The 22841-nt window shown below is 26.8% G+C and carries 31 protein-coding genes and 1 pseudogene; 4 read left to right on the forward strand and 28 right to left on the reverse strand.

Annotation, left to right across the window (positions count from 1 at the left end; genetic code table 4):
* Positions 1-8: 8 nt before the first annotated feature.
* From secY to AAHM89_RS11445, 24 genes and pseudogenes are all read right to left on the reverse strand, one after another.
* A complete protein-coding gene (gene secY, locus AAHM89_RS11330; protein WP_342266397.1) occupies positions 9-1367 on the reverse strand; it encodes a preprotein translocase subunit SecY in 1359 nt (452 codons plus the stop codon).
* Positions 1368-1811, reverse strand: a complete 444-nt coding sequence (gene rplO / locus AAHM89_RS11335) for a 50S ribosomal protein L15 (RefSeq protein ID WP_342266398.1) — start codon at positions 1809-1811, stop codon at positions 1368-1370. It abuts the gene before it with no gap.
* 9 nt (positions 1812-1820) lie between these two features.
* Positions 1821-2525 (reverse strand): 30S ribosomal protein S5, encoded by a 705-nt coding sequence (gene rpsE / locus AAHM89_RS11340; RefSeq protein WP_338988156.1) that lies wholly within the window; start codon positions 2523-2525, stop codon positions 1821-1823.
* Positions 2526-2543: 18 nt separating this feature from the next.
* On the reverse strand, positions 2544-2894 hold the full coding sequence (gene rplR, locus AAHM89_RS11345) for a 50S ribosomal protein L18 (protein WP_174480918.1): 351 nt from the start codon (positions 2892-2894) through the stop codon (positions 2544-2546).
* A gap of 30 nt (positions 2895-2924) precedes the next feature.
* The gene (gene rplF / locus AAHM89_RS11350; RefSeq protein WP_252319239.1) at positions 2925-3479 is read right to left on the reverse strand and encodes a 50S ribosomal protein L6; all 555 of its coding nucleotides are present in this window, start codon (positions 3477-3479) and stop codon (positions 2925-2927) included.
* 12 nt (positions 3480-3491) lie between these two features.
* Positions 3492-3896 (reverse strand): 30S ribosomal protein S8, encoded by a 405-nt coding sequence (rpsH, locus tag AAHM89_RS11355; protein ID WP_174480920.1) that lies wholly within the window; start codon positions 3894-3896, stop codon positions 3492-3494.
* Between the two features lie 13 nt (positions 3897-3909).
* Positions 3910-4095, reverse strand: a complete 186-nt coding sequence (locus AAHM89_RS11360) for a type Z 30S ribosomal protein S14 (RefSeq protein ID WP_174480921.1) — start codon at positions 4093-4095, stop codon at positions 3910-3912.
* A gap of 1 nt (position 4096) precedes the next feature.
* Positions 4097-4654, reverse strand: coding sequence for a 50S ribosomal protein L5 (gene rplE, locus AAHM89_RS11365; protein ID WP_338958174.1), 558 nt, complete (start codon positions 4652-4654; stop codon positions 4097-4099).
* 21 nt (positions 4655-4675) lie between these two features.
* Positions 4676-5023: a 50S ribosomal protein L24 gene (gene rplX, locus AAHM89_RS11370; protein WP_252319242.1), complete on the reverse strand. Its 348-nt coding sequence runs from the start codon at positions 5021-5023 to the stop codon at positions 4676-4678.
* Positions 5024-5036: 13 nt separating this feature from the next.
* Entirely contained in the window at positions 5037-5405 is a 369-nt protein-coding gene (gene rplN / locus AAHM89_RS11375; RefSeq protein ID WP_174480924.1) for a 50S ribosomal protein L14, read from the reverse strand.
* Between the two features lie 21 nt (positions 5406-5426).
* Positions 5427-5705: a 30S ribosomal protein S17 gene (gene rpsQ / locus AAHM89_RS11380; RefSeq protein WP_174480925.1), complete on the reverse strand. Its 279-nt coding sequence runs from the start codon at positions 5703-5705 to the stop codon at positions 5427-5429.
* Positions 5705-6199 carry a 50S ribosomal protein L29 gene (gene rpmC / locus AAHM89_RS11385; RefSeq protein WP_342266399.1) on the reverse strand — a complete coding sequence of 165 codons (495 nt, stop codon included), beginning with the start codon at positions 6197-6199 and terminating at the stop codon, positions 5705-5707. The genes rpsQ and rpmC overlap by 1 nt, the downstream gene beginning before the upstream one ends.
* Positions 6180-6665, reverse strand: coding sequence for a 50S ribosomal protein L16 (gene rplP, locus AAHM89_RS11390; RefSeq protein WP_281748520.1), 486 nt, complete (start codon positions 6663-6665; stop codon positions 6180-6182). The genes rpmC and rplP overlap by 20 nt, the downstream gene beginning before the upstream one ends.
* Position 6666: 1 nt before the next feature.
* A complete protein-coding gene (gene rpsC, locus AAHM89_RS11395; RefSeq protein WP_252319246.1) occupies positions 6667-7410 on the reverse strand; it encodes a 30S ribosomal protein S3 in 744 nt (247 codons plus the stop codon).
* Positions 7411-7426: 16 nt separating this feature from the next.
* Entirely contained in the window at positions 7427-7759 is a 333-nt protein-coding gene (gene rplV / locus AAHM89_RS11400; RefSeq protein ID WP_174480929.1) for a 50S ribosomal protein L22, read from the reverse strand.
* Positions 7760-7771: 12 nt separating this feature from the next.
* On the reverse strand, positions 7772-8044 hold the full coding sequence (gene rpsS, locus AAHM89_RS11405; RefSeq protein WP_174480930.1) for a 30S ribosomal protein S19: 273 nt from the start codon (positions 8042-8044) through the stop codon (positions 7772-7774).
* A gap of 14 nt (positions 8045-8058) precedes the next feature.
* Positions 8059-8922, reverse strand: coding sequence for a 50S ribosomal protein L2 (rplB, locus tag AAHM89_RS11410; protein WP_252319248.1), 864 nt, complete (start codon positions 8920-8922; stop codon positions 8059-8061).
* Positions 8923-8946: 24 nt separating this feature from the next.
* Positions 8947-9240 (reverse strand): 50S ribosomal protein L23, encoded by a 294-nt coding sequence (gene rplW / locus AAHM89_RS11415; RefSeq protein WP_252319250.1) that lies wholly within the window; start codon positions 9238-9240, stop codon positions 8947-8949.
* A 1-nt stretch (position 9241) separates the two neighbouring features.
* On the reverse strand, positions 9242-9871 hold the full coding sequence (rplD, locus tag AAHM89_RS11420) for a 50S ribosomal protein L4 (protein ID WP_281748516.1): 630 nt from the start codon (positions 9869-9871) through the stop codon (positions 9242-9244).
* Between the two features lie 23 nt (positions 9872-9894).
* Positions 9895-10587 carry a 50S ribosomal protein L3 gene (gene rplC / locus AAHM89_RS11425; RefSeq protein WP_342266400.1) on the reverse strand — a complete coding sequence of 231 codons (693 nt, stop codon included), beginning with the start codon at positions 10585-10587 and terminating at the stop codon, positions 9895-9897.
* A 115-nt stretch (positions 10588-10702) separates the two neighbouring features.
* A pseudogene (gene rpsJ / locus AAHM89_RS11430) lies at positions 10703-11005 on the reverse strand (30S ribosomal protein S10); the annotation flags it as partial.
* 483 nt (positions 11006-11488) lie between these two features.
* Positions 11489-11818 carry a transposase family protein gene (locus AAHM89_RS11435; protein ID WP_342266401.1) on the reverse strand — a complete coding sequence of 110 codons (330 nt, stop codon included), beginning with the start codon at positions 11816-11818 and terminating at the stop codon, positions 11489-11491.
* A gap of 45 nt (positions 11819-11863) precedes the next feature.
* Positions 11864-12841: an IS3 family transposase gene (locus tag AAHM89_RS11440; protein WP_342265776.1), complete on the reverse strand. Its 978-nt coding sequence runs from the start codon at positions 12839-12841 to the stop codon at positions 11864-11866.
* Positions 12842-12941: 100 nt separating this feature from the next.
* On the reverse strand, positions 12942-13334 hold the full coding sequence (locus tag AAHM89_RS11445) for a transposase family protein (protein ID WP_342266402.1): 393 nt from the start codon (positions 13332-13334) through the stop codon (positions 12942-12944).
* A 67-nt stretch (positions 13335-13401) separates the two neighbouring features.
* On the opposite strand from AAHM89_RS11445, the gene AAHM89_RS11450 reads away from it, so the two are divergent.
* Positions 13402-13869, forward strand: coding sequence for a hypothetical protein (locus AAHM89_RS11450; RefSeq protein ID WP_342266403.1), 468 nt, complete (start codon positions 13402-13404; stop codon positions 13867-13869).
* Between the two features lie 29 nt (positions 13870-13898).
* Here AAHM89_RS11450 and AAHM89_RS11455 read toward each other — a convergent pair whose 3' ends face one another.
* Positions 13899-15293 carry a peptidase M17 gene (locus AAHM89_RS11455; RefSeq protein WP_342266404.1) on the reverse strand — a complete coding sequence of 465 codons (1395 nt, stop codon included), beginning with the start codon at positions 15291-15293 and terminating at the stop codon, positions 13899-13901.
* 145 nt (positions 15294-15438) lie between these two features.
* On the opposite strand from AAHM89_RS11455, the gene pepF reads away from it, so the two are divergent.
* Together pepF and AAHM89_RS11465 are read left to right on the forward strand one after the other, a co-directional pair.
* On the forward strand, positions 15439-17277 hold the full coding sequence (pepF, locus tag AAHM89_RS11460; RefSeq protein WP_342266405.1) for an oligoendopeptidase F: 1839 nt from the start codon (positions 15439-15441) through the stop codon (positions 17275-17277).
* Positions 17278-17406: 129 nt separating this feature from the next.
* The gene (locus AAHM89_RS11465; protein WP_342266406.1) at positions 17407-18396 is read left to right on the forward strand and encodes a GMP reductase; all 990 of its coding nucleotides are present in this window, start codon (positions 17407-17409) and stop codon (positions 18394-18396) included.
* 494 nt (positions 18397-18890) lie between these two features.
* On the opposite strand, the gene AAHM89_RS11470 is transcribed toward AAHM89_RS11465, so the two are convergent.
* Together AAHM89_RS11470 and AAHM89_RS11475 are read right to left on the reverse strand one after the other, a co-directional pair.
* Positions 18891-19298, reverse strand: coding sequence for a transposase family protein (locus AAHM89_RS11470; protein WP_342266407.1), 408 nt, complete (start codon positions 19296-19298; stop codon positions 18891-18893).
* A gap of 23 nt (positions 19299-19321) precedes the next feature.
* Positions 19322-19744 (reverse strand): transposase family protein, encoded by a 423-nt coding sequence (locus AAHM89_RS11475; protein WP_342266408.1) that lies wholly within the window; start codon positions 19742-19744, stop codon positions 19322-19324.
* A 270-nt stretch (positions 19745-20014) separates the two neighbouring features.
* Between AAHM89_RS11475 and AAHM89_RS11480 the strand changes: the two genes are divergently transcribed.
* A complete protein-coding gene (locus tag AAHM89_RS11480; protein ID WP_342266409.1) occupies positions 20015-21409 on the forward strand; it encodes a hypothetical protein in 1395 nt (464 codons plus the stop codon).
* Between the two features lie 92 nt (positions 21410-21501).
* Here AAHM89_RS11480 and AAHM89_RS11485 read toward each other — a convergent pair whose 3' ends face one another.
* The gene (locus AAHM89_RS11485; RefSeq protein WP_342266410.1) at positions 21502-22743 is read right to left on the reverse strand and encodes a hypothetical protein; all 1242 of its coding nucleotides are present in this window, start codon (positions 22741-22743) and stop codon (positions 21502-21504) included.
* Positions 22744-22841: the final 98 nt, after the last annotated feature.

A 22841-nucleotide genomic window follows, 5' to 3' on the forward strand; every position in this document is an offset into this window, starting at 1 on the left:
GTTACCCCCTAAGACCATAAGTGTTCTTTAACATCTTTGTTGTCCTTATAATTTAAGAATGAATGTTGAGTAATTCGTCCCTTAATTTGTTTTGTTGTATCTAATGCTACTCCAATCATAATTATTAATCCAGTTCCACCAACTGCTAATGAAGAAGGTAGATTAGTAAATTTAGAAATCAAAAATGGAGTTACTGCAACAGCAGTTAAGAAAAAGGAACCAATCGTACTTAAACGATTTAACATTCTTTTAATATAAATTTCTGTTTCCTTTCCTGACTGAACGCCAGGAATATAAGTTCCTGATTTTTGAAAATTCTTAGCCATTTGTTCGGGATTAATTTGCACTTGTGCATATAAGAAAGTAAACATAATCGTCATTATAGCAAAAATACTAATTCCCGGCCACGACTGTAAAGATAAATAATTTCTAGCAAAATTAGCAAAACCACTATTTTGATCAACAATTTGTGCCACTGTCATTGGAGCAGTAATTAGTGCCGAAGAAAAAATAACAGGAATTACTCCGGCTGAGTTAACTTTTAAAGGTAAATAAGAACTTTTATCACCCTTTAAAGTTAAACCACTACCAGTTTGTTGAATTGGTAAGTGTCGCTCTGATTCACTAAAGAATACAACAACAAGAATAATCAGTAGGAAGGCTGCAAAATAAAGAGCAAATTTTAAAGCCCCTTGAAAAATAACACCATTATTAGTATCTGGTCCTACTCAATACTTAAAAGTTGAAGCTAAGTTAAATGGTAAATTAGCAGCAATTCCACCAAAAATAATTAGTGAAATTCCATTACCAATACCACGATTAGTAATCTGATCAGCCATTCATAATGATAACATTGTCCCTGCTAGTAAAATAGCCGGAATTAATACATAATAGAAAACTTCTGGTCCGGCTGCTCCCGATCCCGAACTTCAATCAACACTAATAATATGTTGAGATTGTAAGCCAAAGATAGTGGCAAAACCTTGCATAATAGCAAAGGGAACAGTTAATACTCGATTCATTAACTCTAATTTTTTCTTACCTTTTTCGCCTGATTTAGCCCATCTTGTTAAAGTAGGAACAACATCAGTTGATAATAACTGCACAATAATTGATGCAGTAATGTAAGGTGAGACTCCAAGTGCAAAAACAGAAAATCTGCTAATAGCACCACCACCTAACATTGAAATTAAATTAAAGAATTCAATACCACTACTATTACTGCTACTTAAATCTTCATTCAAAGTTACTCCTGGAACTGTAATAAATGCTCCAACACGAAAGATAAATAAAATAAAAATGGTAAATAAAATTCTAATTATAACTTCTTTATACTTTTTTATTAATTCACGGGTTGTTGTAAACACTTAGATCACCTGCGCTTTTCCTCCGGCTTGTTCAATAGCAGTAATTGCTGATTTTGAAAATTTATGAGCTTTAATTGTTTTTGGTGTTGTTAATTTACCTTTACCAAGAACTTTAATACCATCTTTTTTACTTCTAATCAATTTTAATTGAAATAAAAGTTCAGGTGTTATTTCATGCTCTTTAATTAAATCAATTTGTTCTAAGTTAATAATACTATAATTGGTTGTAGTAAAGTTAGTAAACCCTCGTTTTGAAATACGACGGTACAGTGGTGTTTGTCCTCCTTCAAATCCGGGTCTTGTTCCACCACCGGTACGGGCATTTTGTCCTTTTGTCCCTTTACCAGCCGTTTTACCATTTCCAGATGAAGTTCCTCTACCTAAACGTTTAATGTCTTTACGAGAACCTGGTGTTGGTTTTAAGTTATGTAATGTTGTTTCCATAATCCACCTCTAACCATTACTACGCTTAGTAGTAAGATTTTTATTTTTTATAAAATATTCTGCTGGTTTAACATTGCCAAGACCTGCAATTGTTGCTCTAGCTAAATTAATTTTATTTCTAGATCTAAATGCTTTTGAATAAATATTATGAATACCAGCTAATTCTAAAATATCACGAGCAGATCCACCAGCTTTAATTCCGATTCCTTCTTTAGCTGGTTTTAATAAAATTTCACTTCCACAATATTTACCTTTAACTTCATGAACAATAGAATTATTGTTTTTAGTTATCGTAATTGTTGTTAAATTTTTGTGAGCAGCTTCAATTGCCTTTTTAATTGCATCAGGAACTTCATTGGCTTTAGATATACCAAAACCAACTACTCCTTTACCATTACCAATAGCAACAGCAGCAGAGAAACGCAATCTTCTTCCCCCAGTTGTTACTTTGTTAATTTTTCTGATTCAAATCACTTTTTCAATAAATTCACTTGGAGTTTTTGGTTTACGTTCAAAATTTTTACGTGGTTCACGAACTTTATTTTCTTTTTTATCGTGGCTATTTCTTGGTTGTGATGAATTAGTATGTCTAATTTTATTTTCATTACCAGCAGGATTTTTTACTTCTGCTTTAACAGAAGGTTTTGCTACTGATTTTTGAACTTCAGTATTTTCTTTATCATCAATAATTGTTTTTTTATTTTCTAAACTCATACTTTTAATTCTCCTTTTTTAGAATTCTAATCCAGCACTACGCGCCGCTTCTGCGAATGCTTTCACTTTACCATGATATAAATATCCACCACGATCAAAAACCACTTTTTTAATTTTTTTCTTAATAGCTAAATTAGCAATTGTTTCTCCAAGTTTAGTAGCAGCATCTATATTGCTTTTTGATGCTAAATCTTTAAATGTTAATGTTGATACACCAATAATTGTATTTGAAGCAGTATCGTCAATAATTTGAGCATAAAAACTATTATTAGATTTAAAGATATTTAAGCGTGGTCTTTCACTAGTACCCATAATTTTACTACGAATACGATAATGACGAACTTTACGAGCTTGTTGTTTATTAATCATTTTCTATTCTCCTTAAGTGCCAGTATAAGATTATTTACCTTTACCAGCAGCTTTTCCTTCCTTACGACGAATGTGTTCATTTTTATATTTAATTCCTTTACCTTTATATGGTTCTGGTTTACGGAATTTACGAATTTTGGCTGCAACTTCTCCAATTAATTGTTTATCAATACCACTAATTTGTAATACTGTTGGTTTAGGAGCAACAATGGTAATTCCTTGCGGAATTTCAAACTTAATAGGATGAGAATATCCTAATGTTAAATTTAAGATATTAGCTTGAACAGCAGCACGATATCCAACACCATTTATTTCTAATTCTTTCATGAAACCTGTTGATACACCAACTAACATTCCATTAATTAATGAATTAGTTGTTCCGTGAAGTTGTTTATTTTTTTTGTTATCATCAGGTCTTGTTGTAGTAATTGTTTTTTTCTCTTCATCAACGTTAATTTTAATAACATTTGGTAATAGTTTTTTTAAAGAACCTTTTGCTCCTGTAACAGTTAACAAGTTACTTGCATCTAGCGTTATTGAAGTATTTACTGGAATGGTAAGGATACGGTTACCAATACGTGACATATAGTTTCCTCCTTATCATACATAAGCAAGAACTTCGCCACCAAGACCAAGTTTTTTTGCTTGTTTATTTGTCATAATACCTTTTGATGTAGAAATGATTGCAATTCCATAACCATTTAACACACTTGGTAAGTCTTCACATTTTGCATACATTCTTAATCCTGGTTTAGATATTCTTTTTAAACCAAGAATTGGACTTTTACCAGTATGAACTAATAAAAGTTCTAATTTAGGTTTGCTAGGATTTTCTTTAGTAACACGATATTTTTCAATATAACCATTTTTTTGCAAGATATCAGCTATCTTAACTAGTTGTTTTGAAGAAGGTACACTAACTACTCGATGTTTACTGCTATCCGCAGCGCTAATAGCATTACGAATAACTGTTAAAATATTACTTATTGGATCTGTCATCATAATTATATACCTCCTATCATGATGCTTTTCTAATACCAGGAATTTGTCCTTGGTATACTAAACCGCGAAAACAAATACGGCATAACATAAATTTACGAATAACCGCATGAGGACGGCCACACTTTTGACAGCGTGTATATGCTTGCGTACTAAACTTTGATTTACGGGCTTGTCTTACTTTTAATGAAGTTTTTGCCATCTTATGCCACCTGCTTTCCTTGTTTTTTAAACGGTAATCCTATTTTTTTTAATAACAATAATGCTGTTGCATTATTTGATGTTGTGGTAATAATTGAGATTTCCATACCACGAACTTTATCTACTTCTTCATAATTAATTTCAGGGAAAATAATTTGTTCTTTAATACCAACAGTGTAATTACCATTTTGATCAAATGCTTTAGCTGATAAACCTTGAAAATCACGAATTCTTGGTAAAGAAATTGAGATAAATTTATCAAGGAAATCATACATTTTTTCGCCACGTAATGTAACTTTACAACCAATTGGCATTCCTGCTCTTAATTTAAAGCCGGCAATTGATTTTTTTGCTTTAGTGATAATTGGTTTTTGACCAGTAATTTTTGATAATTCAGATACTGATTTATCAATGGCTTTTGGATTACTACTTGCATCTCCAACGCCAATATTAATAACAACTTTTTCAATTTTGGGTACTTGCATTATTGATGTAAAATTTAATTCTTTTTGCAATTGGGGAATAATAGTTTTATTATATTTTTCTTGTAAACGATTCATTTTTATGCTGTTACTCCTTTATTATCGTAATTCTGTTTCAGATCTTCGTGCAATACGAATTTTTTTGCCATCTTTATCAATTTTGTACCCAATTTTTGTTACTTTTTTATCTTTTTTACCATCAAGGATCATTACATTAGAAATGTGAACACTAGTTTTTACTTCCACAATTCCACCTTCTTGATCATTTTGGGTAGGTTTTTTATTTTTCTTAGCAGTAATACCTTCAATAATAACACGATTTTTTTCACGAAGTACTTGGATAATTGGTCCGGTATGACCTTTATGCTTTCCTGCAATGATTTTAATTTGGTCGCCTCTTTTTAATTTAGTATCAAGACTAATAACTGGTTTCTTTTTGCTTGCCATTTATTTCATCCTCCTAAACAATTTCTTCTGCTAAAGAAGCAATTTTATTATAACCACGCTCTTTAACTTCACGAGCCAAGACACCAAATACTCTAGTACCACGTGGCGTTTTATCTTCTTTAATAATTACTACTGCATTATCATCAAATTTTACACAAGAACCATCATTACGTTTTACACCAAATTTACTACGTACGACAACTGCTTTAACAACTTGTCCTTTTTTCATTGCACTATTAGGTGTTACTGATTTTGCTGAACAAACAACAATATCACCGATTTTAGCAAATTTTTTAGTACTACCACCCAAAACTCTAATAACCATAACTTCTTTAATACCAGTGTTGTCAGCCACATTGGCTCACGATAGATTTTGTAACATCTTTCTTATCCTCCTGGTTAATTAAGCTTTTTTATTTGTTTTAGATTCAATAATCTTTAACAAACGGAAGCGTTTTAGAGCTGAAAGTGGACGAGTTGAAATGATTTCAACCTTGTCACCAATTTTAGCTTGGTTAGTTTCATCATGGGCATGATACTTTTTAGTTGACTTAAAACTTTTATGGTACATTGGATGTCGTTTTGAAGTTTCAACAACAACAGTAATTGTTTTATCATTTTTGTCAGAACTTACAATTCCAACAAAAGTTTTACGTTGTTTGCTTGGAATAATATTTGTCATTATTCTTTGTCCTCCTTAGCTGGTGTCACAGTTTTCTTAACTGTAGGTTTTTTAGATGGTTTTTCTACTTTAGTAGTAGTAACTTTTTTAACTTCTTTGTTTGATGATTTTGCTTTAGTTGTTTTTTCAGTAACTTCTTTTTTAGCAATTTTATCTGATTTTTTAATAACTTCTGATTTAGTTATTGTTTTAACTTTAATATCTTTTTTATCATCAACTTTAGCAACTTTTTTAGTTTTTTTGCTTTCTTTATTTTCTTCTGGTAATACCATTTTATTAATATGTAATGGTTTGATTTTTTCACCATTATTAATTCTGATAGTTAATTCAGTTTTAATACGAGCAATATCCTTACGAAGATTATTTATCATATGCGGAGTTTCTAGTTTACCTAACGAACTTTGAATTCGTAAAGCAAACAATTGCGCACGAAGAGTTTCTTCATGTTGTTGTAATTCTAAAGTTGATTTATTTTTAATTACTTGCATTTCCATTTGCTTCACCCAATTCTGTTGTTAAATTTTTAGCAACCTTTACTTCTTCTGTTGGTTTTATTTCTCTAGTAACAATTTTACATTTGATTGGCAACTTGTGCATTGCAAGACGCAATGCTTCACGTGCTGTTGCTTCATTAGGATATGATACTTCAAACATAACTGTTTTTGCTTTTACTACTGAAACTCAATGATCAATTGAACCTTTTCCTGATCCCATACGTACTTCCGCTGGTTTTCTAGTAATTGGTAAATGTGGAAAGATTCTAATTCAAACTTTTCCACCACGTTTCATGTAACGTGTCATTGCTACTCTGGCTGCTTCAATTTGTCTTTCAGTAATGTAAGAACCTTCTTCAGCACGAAGTCCGTAAGTTCCAAAAGCAACTGTTTTACAACCTTTTGCAGTTCCTTCATAACTTAAACGGTGGACGCAAGAGTGTTTATATCTCTTAGGTATAGCCATCTTACTTTACCTCCTTACGTGGTTGTTGTGAGTAATTATTTCGGCGATTGTTATTATTTCTTTGATTATATTTTGAAATAATTTCAGGTTGAGTTGAGTCAGTTCCTGATAAAATTTCACCTTTATATACTCAAACTTTAATACCAATTTGACCAAAAGTTGTTTTTGCCTCAGCAGTAGCATAATCAATATTACTACGTAATGTTGCTAAAGGAACACTACTTTCTGAATAACCTTCAACACGTGCCATATCCGCTTCACCAAGTCTTCCTGAAACACGAGTTTTAATTCCCTTTGCTCCAGCACGAAGTGCTTTACGAATTGCTAATTTTTGTGTTGTACGATGTGACATACGATTGCTTATTTGTTGTGCTAATGTATTAGCAATTGTTTGCGCATCAATATCAGGATTTTTAATTTCAACAACATTAATTCTAATACCTATTTTACGATTTTTAATTGTTTTACGAACTAGTGTTGTTAATACTTCAATGTTTGAACCGCCTTGCCCTAAAACTGAACCAACACGAACACAGTGGATAAATAAGGTAATTTGTGATTTAGTTCTTTCAATTTCAATTTTAGAAACACCAGAAGTTTTTAAATGTGCAAATAGTGCTTTTCTAATTTTGTGGTCTTCTAAAATTCATTTTGCTAAATCTTCGTTACTAGTTGCATATCAACGTGATTGTCAATCTTTATTGATACCATATCTTAATCCATTTGGACTAACTTTGTGACCCATATTACTTATTTACCTCCTAATTATCGCTAACCACGATAGTGATTTTGCTTGTTCTTTTTAAGATTTGATATGCTCTACCATGAGCACGGGGCATAAATCTTTTCATAGTTGGACCTTCATTTACAAATATTTCCTTAATACGTAATTTGTTGGCTTCCATTCCATAGTTATTAGCAGCATTAGCAACTGCTGAATTAATTAATTTTATAATTGGCTGTGCTGCGCGTTTTTTTTCATGAGCTAGAATTACTAGAGCTTTGGCAACAGCATTATCACGAACTAAATCGGCTACTAAACGCACTTTTCTTGGACTAATGCGTAATTTATCTAAATGAGCTTTTGCTTCCATAATTTCTATCTCCTAACGCTTTTTCTTGTCAGAACCGTGACCACCAAACTTACGTGTGGGTGCGAATTCTCCTAATTTATGACCAACCATATCTTCTGTTACATATACAGGTAAATGTGTTTTGCCATTATGTACACCGAATGTATGTCCAACAAATTGTGGGAAAATTGTTGAACGACGAGATCAAGTTTGAATAATTTTTTTTGATTTATTTTTATTTTGAGTTTCCACTTTGTTTAATAAATGACTATCAGCAAAGGGTCCTTTTTTTAAAGATCTTGACATATATTACTTTCCTCCTACTTTGTTGCATTTCTTCTTCGTACAATTAATTTATTTGATGCTTTTTTACTATCACGAGTTTTTAAACCTAATGCTTTTTTACCTCATGGTGTTACTGGAGCTTTTCTTCCGATTGGAGCTTTACCTTCTCCTCCACCATGTGGGTGATCATTTGGATTCATAACACTACCACGAACAGTAGGTCTAATTCCTTTTCAACGATTTCTTCCCGCTTTACCAATGTTTACTAAGTTATGATCATCATTTCCAACTGTACCAATTGTAGCTCGACAATTACTTAATACTTTTCTAACTTCACCTGATGTTAATTTTAATAATGTATACTTAGCTGTTTCATCACGACCAAGAATTTGAACACTACCACCAGCACTCCGTGCCATTTGTCCACCTTTACCTGGTTTTAATTCAACATTATGAACAACTGTTCCTTGTGGAATCTGTGATAATGGTAAACAGTTACCAACAGTAATATCAATTTTAACAGTATCACTGTTTTCACCACTTAATAACTTATCTCCTACTTTGATTCCTTTTGGTGCTAAGATATAACGCTTTTCACCATCAAGATAAGAAATAAGACAAATGTTAGCATTACGATTTGGATCGTATTCAATTGTTTTAACTGTTCCAACTACATTGTCTTTGTTACGTTTAAAATCAATAATACGGTATTTAACCTTATGACCATTACCTTGATGTCTTACTGTAATTTTACCTTGATTATTTCTACCAGCTTGTTTAACTAAATTTACTAATAAAGATTTTTCAGGGCTATTACCAATAGTTAAGTTCTGTTTGTAATCCAGAACGGTCATATTACGTCTTCCTGCAGTAGTGGGATTAATTTTTCTAATTGCCATTGTTTTTTTCTCCTTCCAATCTCATTAGCTTTGTTCTTCAGAACTAAACAAACTTAATTGTTCACCAGGAGCTAATTTAATAAGAGCTTTTTTTACTGCCGATGTTTTTCCAACAAATCTACCAACAGTTTTAGTTTTTGGTTTACTATTAATAATATTAACGTCTGCTACTTTAACTTCAAAAATCTGTTCAAAGGCTTTTTTAACGTGACTTTTATTAGCTTTACGGTTAACAGTAAATGTATAGATACCTTCAGCCATTTGTTTATAAGTTTTCTCAGTTAATACTGGTTTTACTATAACTTCACTTAAATGCATATTAAATTAAAGCCTCCTCAACGATTTTAATTGCCTCAGTAGTAAACAATACTTTTTTAGCATTTAATAAATCGTAAATATTAATACTATTAGCAGCGATTGTTGTTGTTCTAGGTAAATTACGACCTGATTTAATAACTGTTTCTTTATTGCTTATTCCTGAAACAATTAGTGTTTTATTGTTTGCTAATTCTAAAACTTTTAAAGTTTCTAACATAATTTTAGTTGAAGGTTTTTCAAAGTTTAATTCATCAATTACAACTATGTTTTTATTTTGGAATTTGGCAGCCAATGCTGATTTTATTGCCAATCTTCTTACTTTTTTTGGTAATCCAATTAAATAATTACGATCAGTATTTGGTCCAAAAACAATCCCCCCACCTTTTCATTGTGGTGAACGAATTGAGCCTTGACGCGCATTCCCTGTTCCTTTTTGTTTTCATGGTTTTCTACCACCGCCAGCAACTTCAGCACGACTTTTAACAGCGTGTGTTCCTTGACGTTTTGTAGCATTATAACTTAATAAACTATCAAACTGCGCTTGCTTGTGGGGTTCAATTCCTCAAATTTTTTCGTTTAAAGTTAATTCGCTAACTTTTGTTCCAGCGTTGTTAACAACATTAATTTTCATTTTGCTATCCTCCATAATTAACTTTATTGACCATCAGTAACTTCGGTTGTAGTATTTTGATTTCTAACAACTAATGATACTGGGGTTTTGAGAATTGGTTTTTTAACTGCTTGTTTAATAACAAGAAAGCCTTGTTTTGGTCCTGGAACTGAACCTTTTACTAAAAGATAATTATTTTTTTTATCTACTTTAATAACTTCTAAGTTAGCAACACTACGTTTAACATTTCCCATTTGCCCTGGCATTGGTTGTGATTTAAACACACGGTTAGCATTAATAGAACCTGTTGAACCCATTTGACGATGTAAACCTGATCCATGACCCATTGGACCACGTGATTGATTATGACGTTTAATACGTCCTGTAAATCCTTTACCTTTAGAAGTTCCTTGGACATCAACGAATTCACCTGCTGTGAATACGTCAGCAACATTAATAAGATCTTTATGATTAAATCCGTTCATGTTACGAATTTCTTTCACGAAGCGCTTAGGTTGACTGTCGGCTTTTTTAAAGTGTCCGATTGTTGGTTTGTTTGATAAAGTAACGCGAAGATCGAACGTTGCAAGTTGTAAACTACTATATTTGTCTTTTACATTTGTTTTAACTTGACTTACTACATTTGGTTGTACTTCGATAATTGTTACTGGAACTAGTTGTCCGTTGTTTAAGAAAACTTGTGACATTCCTAGTTTCTTACCTAAGATTCCTTTCATAATTTCCTCCTTGGAATATGTTGTAAATAATTAATATTTATCGATTTTAATAATTTTTTTTATTAATCTTTTTTGATACTTGATTTAAAGTTGATTTTTTTTCATCTTTAGATTCGATTATCAAAGAGATACTAACACTATTAGGGATAGTAAGTCCACTTAGAGCATTTAAAGATTTTGGTGATAATTGAGCAACAATAATTCTTTTGTGAGTTCTCTTTTCAAATTGTTCACGTGAATCTTTATGTTTATGCGGTGAACGAAGAATAGTGAAAATTTCTTTATGAGTTGGTAATGGGATTGGCCCTACCACTTCAGCACCTTCTTTTTTTAACACATCTTTAATTTTCTGTGCTATTTGGTCAATAGCTGAGTGATCATAACTTTCTAAACGAATTTTTACTTTGTCTCCTATGATTGCCATTGGCTATATCCTCCTTAGAACGATTTTTAATAAAATAAAGAACAAAACATGTGATATAATGACAACTGATATCAGTGTATCAGAATTTATACATAACAATCACGCCTTGTAAGTATAACATAGTGTAATGGTAAAAGGGAATAGCAAAATACAAAAAAACAAAAAAAATAATGGGTTTTTTGTTCATAATCTTTTAACTATTAATTTAGTTGTAAAAAATAAAGATTTTTATTAAAAAAATAATAAAATACCGTTATTTTTTTATTATTTTCTTAGGACATATTCCGTAATTAAATTTAATTAATTGTCAATAAAATTGTTTTAAAACTATTTAGTGTTATTGAATATAGAAATAAACATTTTTTGAAAAAATAGTTTAAAAAATGAGTTTACATTTTAAACAAAAAATTGTTAATAATATTTTTATATTAACTCGATAAAAATTTAAATTTTAAAAAAATATTTTTAATATTTTTTTTATTTTAATGGTTTTATTTTATTAAAAATTTCACAAAGTAAGTTAAATCTTAAGTACATAAGTCTAAATTTAGATTTTCTACATTTATTTACTAAAATTTTGAATCTTTTCAATCAAGCAAAGACATGTTCAACTTTAATTCTAATTTTAGATACAATCTTATTGTATTTTCTTTCTTGTTTAGTTAATTTTTTATTTTTAGTTCTTTTAATTGGTATTATTGTATTTTTATAAATATTTTGTATACCTTGATATCCTAAATCACCAATAATTATTGTTTTTTCTGAAAATTCAAGATTTGAATTTTTTAATATTTGAAAATCATGCACTTGGTGGTTGGCCCTTAATTACTGGACCATTTTTGATATAAAATTCTAAATTTTAATTTGTAAAATTGGTGGTTTTAGAAATTTAGAATGTATTCTTTCATAATTATAAAACATAACATATTGATTTACATCATTTATAGCTTCATTGATGGATAAATATTGATTTGATCCTTTAGGTAGTCATTCTTGAGATAAATGAGAAAATCAGTTTTCAGATAATACATTACCACCAATATCATAAGGTTGTTTTTTGCTTAAAATTATTTGTTTATCCTCTGCTCATTTTGTGATATCCTGACAATAAAATTCGTTGGCGTTATCTGAATGTAAAATAACATTTTTTACTTGATTTCAAGAAAATTGTTTGTTGATTTTTTCAAGAGCAGGAAGAATTAAATCCTGATATGATTTATTAGGAGCAATATTATAACTAACAACATTATTTGAATAAAAATCAATAATTACAAAAAGATATAATCATCCTTCTTTAGTATTTATTTGTTTAGTGTCCATTGATCAAATTTGATTTGAAGAGGTTGTACTTTTATAATCTTTGTTTACTTTATCCATTGTAGGTATTCACTTATTTGGATTTTTTTTGTTTTTAGGATAGTTATTTTTAGTTTGTTTTAATCCTTGAATATTGTGTTCTTTCATAATTTTTCGCATTTGTTTTATTGATAATTCTATATTTAAAATGATATTTTTTTCTTGTTTTAATCACTCTTTAAAAGCTGAAAAAATTCTTAAATATCCATAAATTCTGCCTTTTCTTGTAGAATGAAATTCGATTAAAAGTTGGCATATTTTTTGATATTTATGATTGCATTTAATAATATGATTTTCTTCTTTTTTAATAGGTTTTTGTTTATTTTTTAAAAAGTAATATGTTGATCTGTTTAATTGAAGATATTGACATAGGTTTCTAATTGAATATTGATTTTTACAATCATCAATAATTTTAATTTTTTCTTTGATATTTAATTTGTTAATTACTAATGCTATTTGTTTAATTTTATCCATTAATAAAAATCCTTTCAGGTTAAAATTAGTGTTAATTATATAACACAATTGTTTTTAGAATACATTCAGGTTTTTTAAATTAATGGTCTAGTAAAAAGGGCTAAGTGGCCTCAGTTGAATCAATTAAATAAAATTGAAATTCATTTGAATTTTCTTGTTTTTTATCAATTTTTAATTTATATCTTTCTTTTAAAAATTGGTAATCTTTGTGGTTACTAAGTTTATTTTCTACTCAAGTAATATTTCGAAAACAACTTGATGGGCTCATTTTAGATTTAATACTCATTTGAAAAAAAGTATAATATTCTTTTCAGTATAATAAAGTCATCATTAATCTTTCTTCTACTGAAAGTTTATTTTTTCGACCTTTATTTTTTTCTAATTTTTCTATTTCAATTAATTTTTCTAACATTTCATTAAAATGAAAACGTTTTATACCAAAATATCTGTAAAATTCTTCATTTTTTAATTTTTTTAAATTTTCAAAAATCATTTTTATCAACACTTTTCTAAATTTATTGTTAATAACAAAATTATAAAATAAATTTTAAAATTATTAATTGACTTTTAAAAAATTTAATTACGGAATATGTCTTATAAAAGATTTAAAACTACTAATAACTAAAGAAAATATAATAGTTGCAATAATAGCCCAAATTGGTTTTTCATTTAAACTTAATATTACTGATTTTTGTTGAGAAAAATTTAAAAATACATATACTTGTCAAGCATTAAGTTATATATGTAATTTTCCTAAAAAATATTATCAGTCTATTTACTCAAACAATTCAATTTTCCAATTAAATTCAAATATTACTGAAGAAAATTTAGAAAAATTAGTCAAAAATTATTATGAAAAATTTGATAAAAATATTAAAATCTTAGAAAAAATAAATATTAAATTAAATGATACTATTGATACAAGTAATCGATTAAATATTAATAAAATTAATAATTCTCAACTACCACCATTATTAAAAACACTACAAAAAATAGAATCAAATATTATTTCAATACCAATTAACTAAAAATATTGTTAAATAACTTTTTTATAACTTTATTTACTTGTACTATAATTTTTCATATATTGAACTAATGTTTTAATTAATACACCCATACCACGATCATTTTTATAAGCAGTTCCCGCAATATCTAAATGTAAAAATGGTTTATCTTCACTAAATTCTTTTAAAAATGCAGCAGCATTTGATGAACCACCATATGGATCTTTAGAAAGATTACTTAAATCAGCTATTTTAGATGAACGCATATTTAAAATATTTTGTTGATGAATTGGCATTCTTCAAATTTCTTCATTAGTTTGTTGTGATGATAAATCAAAATCATTAAATAATTTATCATCAGTAGAAAAAGCACCAGTCATATAACTACCTAATGCAACTAGCATTGCACCAGTTAAAGTTGATAATTCAATAATACGATTTGCTTTTCCTTTACGTAAAGCATATGTCATACCATCTGCTAATACCAACCTTCCTTCGGCATCGGTATTATTAATTTCTACAGTTTTACCATTCATTGAAGTAAAGACTGTTTCTACTAAAGTAGCATGACTACCAATCTTATTTTCTGTTAAACAAGCAACAGCAACAAAGTTTATTTTTAATTGTAATTTAGCAGCAGCAATGGCAGCATTACATACACTAGCTGCACCCGACATATCAAATTTCATACCTTTCATTGCTGAAGAAGGTTTTAGTGAATAACCACCACTATCAAAAGTAATTCCTTTACCAACTAATCCTAAAATATCATCGGCATGCTGTGGATCACCTTTATATTCTAAAACAACAACACGAGCATCAAAATTACTTCCAGCATTAACTGCTAATAATAAATTCATATTTAGTTCTGTTATTTCTTTTTGCCCTAAAACCTTTACTGATAAATTTTTAATACCTTTTGCTGCATCTTGAATTTTTTTTGCAAAAACTTCGGGATATAACAAATTAGGTGGCATATCTTGCAAATTACGTGCTAAATTAATACTTTCTCCTTGAATTTCGATTTGTTGTTGTGAAGTATAGTTAGGGAATTTTGCTGTTGAAACAACATTATATTTAACTTTTTTTTCTTCATTGTTTTTACTTTTTAAAGTATATTCTTTAAAAGTACCGAATCATAATGCTTCATATATAGTTTGTAAAAGTATACTTTCATCTAAATTACTCGTAACAAAAGATTTGACATCAATATCCAAATCTTGACTATTATTACTACTAAAATTTACAAAAAAATTATAAACATCATTACGAGTTAAGCCCTTACTATCACCTAAATATAGGTAATAAGTTTTATCTTCAGAAATTAATGTTAATTTATTTTTTTCTTTAGCAATCAATTCATGAGGAACTTTATCAGCAAATACCGCTGTTAATTTTAATTTTAATTCAAGTTTACTACTAACATTAAGTAGAATATTTTTATCCATATTTTCACTCCTAAATGGTAATATTAAAATAATTACAATATATCTGAATTAATATTTTCGAAAATTACAACAAAAATAGATAAGTTAAACAATATTATTGTATTATTATTGTATTGTAATATTACCATAGAATGGAGCAAAAACTATGAAGCGTTCTGAATTAAATGAAAAAGATAAAAAAAAGTACTGCTGAGATTTTAATCATTTATTTATTAATAATGACTCTTGAAAAAAAGCTTTACCTGAGTTTGATAAATTTGCCAATCAACTTTTAACTTTTAAAGGAAAATTAAATAATATTGATAACTTTAAAAAATATTTAGCAATTAGCAAAGAAATATCAATGTTAGGGTCTAAAGTTGTGCAATATTTACATTATGGAGATTTAGATCAAACTAACTTAGAATTGCAACAATTATCTAGTTTATTTGCGACTCAACAAAGTAAGTTATCGGAAAAGTTAGCATGAATTGAACCAGAAATCAAAACTATTGGTTTACAAACTATTAAAAACTGAATTAATAATGACCCCTCATTAATGATATATAAACATGATATGGAAGTTTTCTTTAAATTTGAAAAATTTATTTTAAGTGAGCACGATGAAACTTTACTAAGCAAAGTTAGCAAATCAAGAAGTGCTGCTGGTGGTTTATATGATAGTTTGGTTTATGCTGATAAACAAAAAACAATGTTTAATTATCAAAATAAAGAACAAGAATTAACACAAACTTTATATTTAGATATTTTAGAAAATAGTAATCCAGTAAAAGATCAACAATTAAGAATTGATATTTCAAAAAAATTTTATGAAGATATTAAAAATAAAAAACATTCATTAGCACAAGTTTATGAAAGCATTTTAGAAGTAGCTGTTGAAGAAATAAAAATTCGTAACAACGATAAAGAAAAAGATAGTAAAAAACATTTAACTACTTTAGAATATAGTTTATTAAGTGATGATGTACCATTAATACTATATGAAAATTTAATAAAAACAGGACAGAAACACGCTATTTTAGTAGAAGAATTTTATAATTTAAAACGTAAATTTTTTAAATTTAAAAAATTTTATAGTACCGATACTAGTTTAAAAATGACAACAATACCAACCAAAAAATTCAGTGTTGAAGAAGGTATTAATTCAGTCAAAGAAATTTTAAGTATCTTAGGTGATGAATATTTAGAGCAATTAAACTTAGCATTATTACCAGGTAGAATTGACTATTATGAAGACATAAATAAACGAACTGGTGCTTATTCAACGGGTGGTAATGGCGTAGAACCCATTATTTTAATGAATTGAGATGATACTATTAATTCACTTAATACACTAGCTCATGAATTAGGTCATTCTGTTCACACCCTATTTTCAGAAAAATATCAAAAATATCCAAATGCTGACTATCCAATTATTTTAGCTGAAGTTGCTTCAACAGTTAATGAACATCTAGCCTTTGATTATTTATATAATAAAGCGTCAAATAATCAAGAACGCATTTACTTACTACAAACTCATATTGAAACTGTAATTGGTACTTTTTTTCGTCAAATTCAATTTGCTGAATTTGAATGAGAAGCACATAAATTAGTAGAAAAAGAAGTGCCATTAAACGCCGATATTTTGGCTGATTTATTTGAAAATACAGCTAATAAATATGGACAAAAAGCATTAGATAAATACGAAGAAAAAGCAAAAGGATACTCATGACCACGAATTCTTCATTTTTTCCACTCACCTTATTATGTTTATAAATATGCTACTTCAATTACCGTTTCTTATAAACTTTATGAAGATGTTAAAAACGGCAAAAAAGAAAATTTACTTAACTTTTTAAAAGCCGGTGGCAGCAAATATCCATTAGATATTTTAAAAGATGCGGGTGTTGATTTAACACAAATTGATGTTTATAACCCATTAATTACTAATTTAAAGAAAATGATTAATCAATTATCAGACTTAATTAATAATAAAGATAATTAAATTGCAAAAAAATAATATATAATACTAATGGTGTTTTAGTCCTTTAGCATTTTATTTAAAACGTTATAAAATAATATGTACATATTTTGACTATTACAATTAGTAAAGACTAAGGAGAATAAATAAAAAATGAATGTGAAATTTGATTTTGAAGATATAAATCTAATTGCAAATAAAGGAATAGTTAAATCACGAAAAGAATGTGATACCAGTGTTAAACTAAATGGTTTTACTTTTAAAATTCCAATTATTCCAGCAAATATGAGTGCTGTCATTAACCAAGAATTATGTATTTGATTGGCTAAAAATAATTACTTTTATGTAATGCACCGTTTTAATATCGATCAAATTAAATTTATTAAAAGTATGCATGAACAAAAGTTATATGCTTCAATTAGCATTGGTGTTAAAAAAGAGGATAAAGAGTTACTTGAACAATTAATCAAACTGAATCTAATTCCGGAATTTATTACTATTGATATTGCTCATGGTCATAGTAATGCTATGGAAGAAATGATTAAATTTATAAAAACTACTTTTGCTAAAACAAATACTAAACCTTTTATTATTGCTGGTAACGTTATGACAAAAACCGCTGTTAAAGATTTAGAAAAATGAGGCGCTGATGCAATTAAATTTGGTGTTGGTCCAGGAAAAGCTTGTATTACTAAACTAAAAACTGGATTTGGTACAGGTGGTTGACAATTAAATGCTTTACAAGATGTTGCCAATAGCACCACTAAACCATTAATTGCAGATGGTGGTATTAGATGTAATGGTGATATTGCTAAAGCAATAGCTTTTGGTGCCAGTATGATTATGGCAGGAAGTATTTTAGCGGGTTATGATGAATCACCTGGCAAAATTGTTACAATAAATGGTCAATCTTACAAAGAATATTTTGGCTCAGCAAGTATTTTTAACAAAGCGGAAGCAAAAAATATTGAAGGTAAAAAAATACTTGTTCCATATAAAGGTTCAATTGCTGATACTTATAAAGAAATGGAAGAAGATTTACAATCTGCTATTTCTTATGCTGGTGGTAAAGATTTATCTGCATTAACAAAATGTGATTATGTTATTGTTAAAGGTACTATTAATAATGGTGATGATCGTTAATAACTTTTAATTTTTCTTTAAAAACAATTCTGGGTACCCAGAATTGTTTTTTATTAAAATAGAAGCAAATCAAACTGCCTATGATGATAATTGAATTCACAGTGATAATTGTTTAATGATATTAAAGAATCTAATAATTAAATTATTTTTAATATTTAAACTACTTTGTCTAAAACTTTTTTTCTGATTTTTCTGCCATTTTCTCTCTCCTTTATTATCATTTATAGTGAGCAAAGGCTTTATTAGCTTCTTCCATATTTTTTGCTTTTTAGTTTATATTCAATTATATTTTGGACATATTCCGTAATTAAATTTAATTAATTGTCAATAAAATTGTTTTAAAACTATTTAGTGTTATTGAATATAGAAATAAATATTTTTTGAAAAAATAGTTTAAAAAATGAGTTTACATTTTAAACAAAAAATTGTTAATAATATTTTTATATTAACTCGATAAAAATTTAAATTTTTAAAAAATATTTTTAATATTTTTTTTATTTTAATGGTTTTATTTTATTAAAAATTTCACAAAGTAAGTTAAATCTTAAGTACATAAGTCTAAATTTAGATTTTCTACATTTATTTACTAAAATTTTGAATCTTTTCAATCAAGCAAAGACATGTTCAACTTTAATTCTAATTTTAGATACAATCTTATTGTATTTTCTTTCTTGTTTAGTTAATTTTTTATTTTTAGTTCTTTTAATTGGTATTATTGTATTTTTATAAATATTTTGTATACCTTGATATCCTAAATCACCAATAATTATTGTTTTTTCTGAAAATTCAAGATTTGAATTTTTTAATATTTGAAAATCATGCACTTTACCATTATCAGCAAAAATATCAACAATTTTTTTATTAAAAAAAACATATACAATTTGAAATTTTATAGAATACATTCAACTTTTACCAGAAAAATATTCTAACTGTAGTTTTTTTTAGTTGGTCTTTCAATTTCAATCTCAGTTGAATCAATTAAATAAAATTGAAATTCATTTGAATTTTCTTGTTTTTTATCAATTTTTAATTTATATCTTTCTTTTAAAAATTGGTAATCTTTGTGGTTACTAAGTTTATTTTCTACTCAAGTAATATTTCGAAAACAACTTGATGGGCTCATTTTAGATTTAATACTCATTTGAAAAAAAGTATAATATTCTTTTCAGTATAATAAAGTCATCATTAATCTTTCTACTACTGAAAGTTTATTTTTTCGACCTTTATTTTTTTCTAATTTTTCTATTTCAATTAATTTTTCTAACATTTCATTAAAATGAAAACGTTTTATACCAAAATATCTGTAAAATTCTTCATTTTTTAATTTTTTTAAATTTTCAAAAATCATTTTTATCAACACTTTTCTAAATTTATTGTTAATAACAAAATTATAAAATAAATTTTAAAATTATTAATTGACTTTTAAAAAATTTAATTACGGAATATGTCTTATTAATAAAAAATAAATTAAATAAACTTTATTTAAAATACTAGATAAAAATATATTGTGAAATACGTTTTATTTCTTTATAATAAATATAAAAATTAATATAAGTTTTTTAATCCATTTACTTTCATTTCAAAGTAAATGGTTTTTTATTTTGAAAGGGATGAAAAGATGATTAATACAGAAAAATTACCTTTATTAGAAACAAGTGCACATATTAATTATAATGGAATTAATAATTCACATATATCAATAAATCATAATGATTCATCTAGTACTGAAAGTATTATAACTTTAGATGATGATCAAATAACAAATGGAAGAGAAAATAATAATTTAAACAATTTATTATTTGATGGTGATTCAGTAAATACTATTGTTAATTTTAGCAATGATTGAAGGGATACTGATGATCGTTATGGTGGAAAAACACAAAAAAGATTAGATATTAATGGTAATTGAGAATATAATACGAAATTTATAACAGGTGATGTTTTAAATGAAAAAATAGCAAATATTAATAATCAATTATATTTAATGAAAGAAATTATATTAAATGATGGTGCAGTTATTTTAGAATTATCAAATTTAAATGAAAATAAAAAAATTGAAACAAAATATAAAATATACAATAATGAAGAAGAAAGAGAATACAATAATAATTTAAATGACTTGGATTTAACTACTTTTTTACCAATAAATAAAGAAAAACCTAATTTTTTTAAAAAATTTTTAAGTTCAAAATATATGTTTTTACCTAATACAATTTTTTTAAATTTTGCTTTCGGATCAGTATTATTATTTGAAGCTAAAAATTATTTTCATAAAGAAAAGTTACCTGAAAATCTTTATCATAATTTTTGAGATGTATTAATGAGTGGTATTAGTGGTGTTATAGTAATGAATTTATCTTATTTAAATTACAAACTTATTTCTTTAAAAAATAAATGAAAATACTTATCCTTTTCTTTAGTAATTGGTGGTATTAGTATTTGAGATCAATTTTTATATTTACATGTTAGTGAAGAAAATTTCAACTTCATCTCTTTTATAGAAAGAATAAGTATCTTTTTTACTAGTATTTTAATTGAAGAATTAATTTTTGATAAAATTGCTCAACCTTGCATTGAAAAATTATGACAAAATTTAAAAAATCAAAACTTTTCAAAAATTATTAAATATGGTAGTACTGTTAGTATGCTTCTTTTTGTATCAATTTTTAAAAATATATTAACTGGTCTTTATGGCGAAGAAAAAGAAATAAATTTAGAAAATATTAAAAAAGCACTTCCACTAACACTATTGACAGTAATTCTTGAAAATACTCTTACTTCTTTTTCTTTTTCTTATTTTGATTGATTTTGAACAAAAATTTCAATTGCAAAAGAAATAGCAACCAATAGTATAAAAGGAATAGAAAGATTTGCTAATCAACAAGCACAAAATTATAGTTTTAAAAAATTAATAAAACAATTTAATTTTCAACCATTTAATGCAAACTTAATAAATGAAAGCGAACCGATAGATCATCCAGATTCAAATCAACCATCTATCCAAGTTATGTAAAAGTAAAGTCATTAACTCCTCTTTTGATGAAATATAAAAAAAACACATTTTAGTTAAAAATATTAACTGAAAAAAATACATTATGTAATATATTAAAACGAAGAAGTAAACCCCCTATCATCGTTATATCCAATTTCATTGAAACAGCGATTAGGATCCATTTCATTTCAAGATACAGCATGTCTAGATGTTGAAGGTTGAGATTGCATAGTTGCTTGATTTCTTAATCCAGAAATCTTTTGTTTAATTTCATATAATTTTGCCTTTTTTTGTTGTTTAATTTCATTGCTTCTATTATTATTAAAACGACCACAACTAATAATAACTCAAAATTTATTAGAAAAATTTCGCCCTCCCTTATCTGTTTCTAATTTTTGGATTTCTTTTTCTAATTTTTCTAATTGAGCTTGATATTGATTTAACGTTAATTCATATTTATATTTTTGAAATTGTTTATTCAATCAAATAAAAGGAGATTTTAATAATATTTTTATTTGTGTTTTTATACTTTGTGAATTATAAATTTGTCTTACTGCTGCAAGACAACCATTAATTTCAATATTTTTTTTATTTATACTAAAATTTAATTTTGCAATTTTTTTATCTATTTTTGCAATATCTAAATTTTTTCTACTCATACTACGATTTAAATCACAAATATTTTCCATCTTCAATTTTAATCTTATTTTTAATCTTGCATCTAAAACCTCTTTTTCTGATTTTAGATTTGGACATAATCATCAATTTTCTTGTTTTATTGAAAAAAATTTATTTGCTATTTCAAGTTCATTTCTAGCAATTTTACAAAATATTCTTTTTGTTTTGTATGTTCTTCTTTCTAACTTAACAGTTAATCTTGCTGTTTTTAATTTTAACTTTGATAAAATTAATTTTTTATTTAAATCATGAGCATTAAAATTTTCAATTTGCTGTTCTATATTTGTTCCTTCAACTTCCAATACTCTTATTTCACTATCTAATTTCTCTTCTCGTATCATTTCTTTGGATATCTCTTCATCTAATGCCACTATGTTTTCTTTTCATTTTCTTATCATATATGTTGTTTGTAATTGTTTATTTGGTAATTGATTTTTTAATTTTAATATTTCTTCTCTATTTTTTTCTATTTGTTTTTGTATTTCATAAAGTTCATTAATATTTATAATCTTGTCTATTTTTTTAATTTGTTCAAAATGTTTTTTTCTTTCTTTTTCTAATTTTTGTTTTTTAATCTTTAAAACTATTATTTTGTTTTGTTTTGTTTTTATTACACTATCTATTTTTTTGATTTCTTCTTTAAAAATTTTTGATTCCTTTCTAATTGTTTCTATCACTAACTTCTTCCTTTCTTTTTTATTTAATATAAAAAAAATCATTACTTTCTTAAAAAAATAATAGATTGAAAACTATATTTAGTTTTTCTTTTACATTG

The sequence above is a fragment of the Spiroplasma endosymbiont of Villa modesta genome, assembly GCF_964030925.1.
Taxonomy (GTDB): Bacteria; Bacillota_I; Bacilli_A; order Mycoplasmatales; family VBWQ01; genus Spiroplasma_E.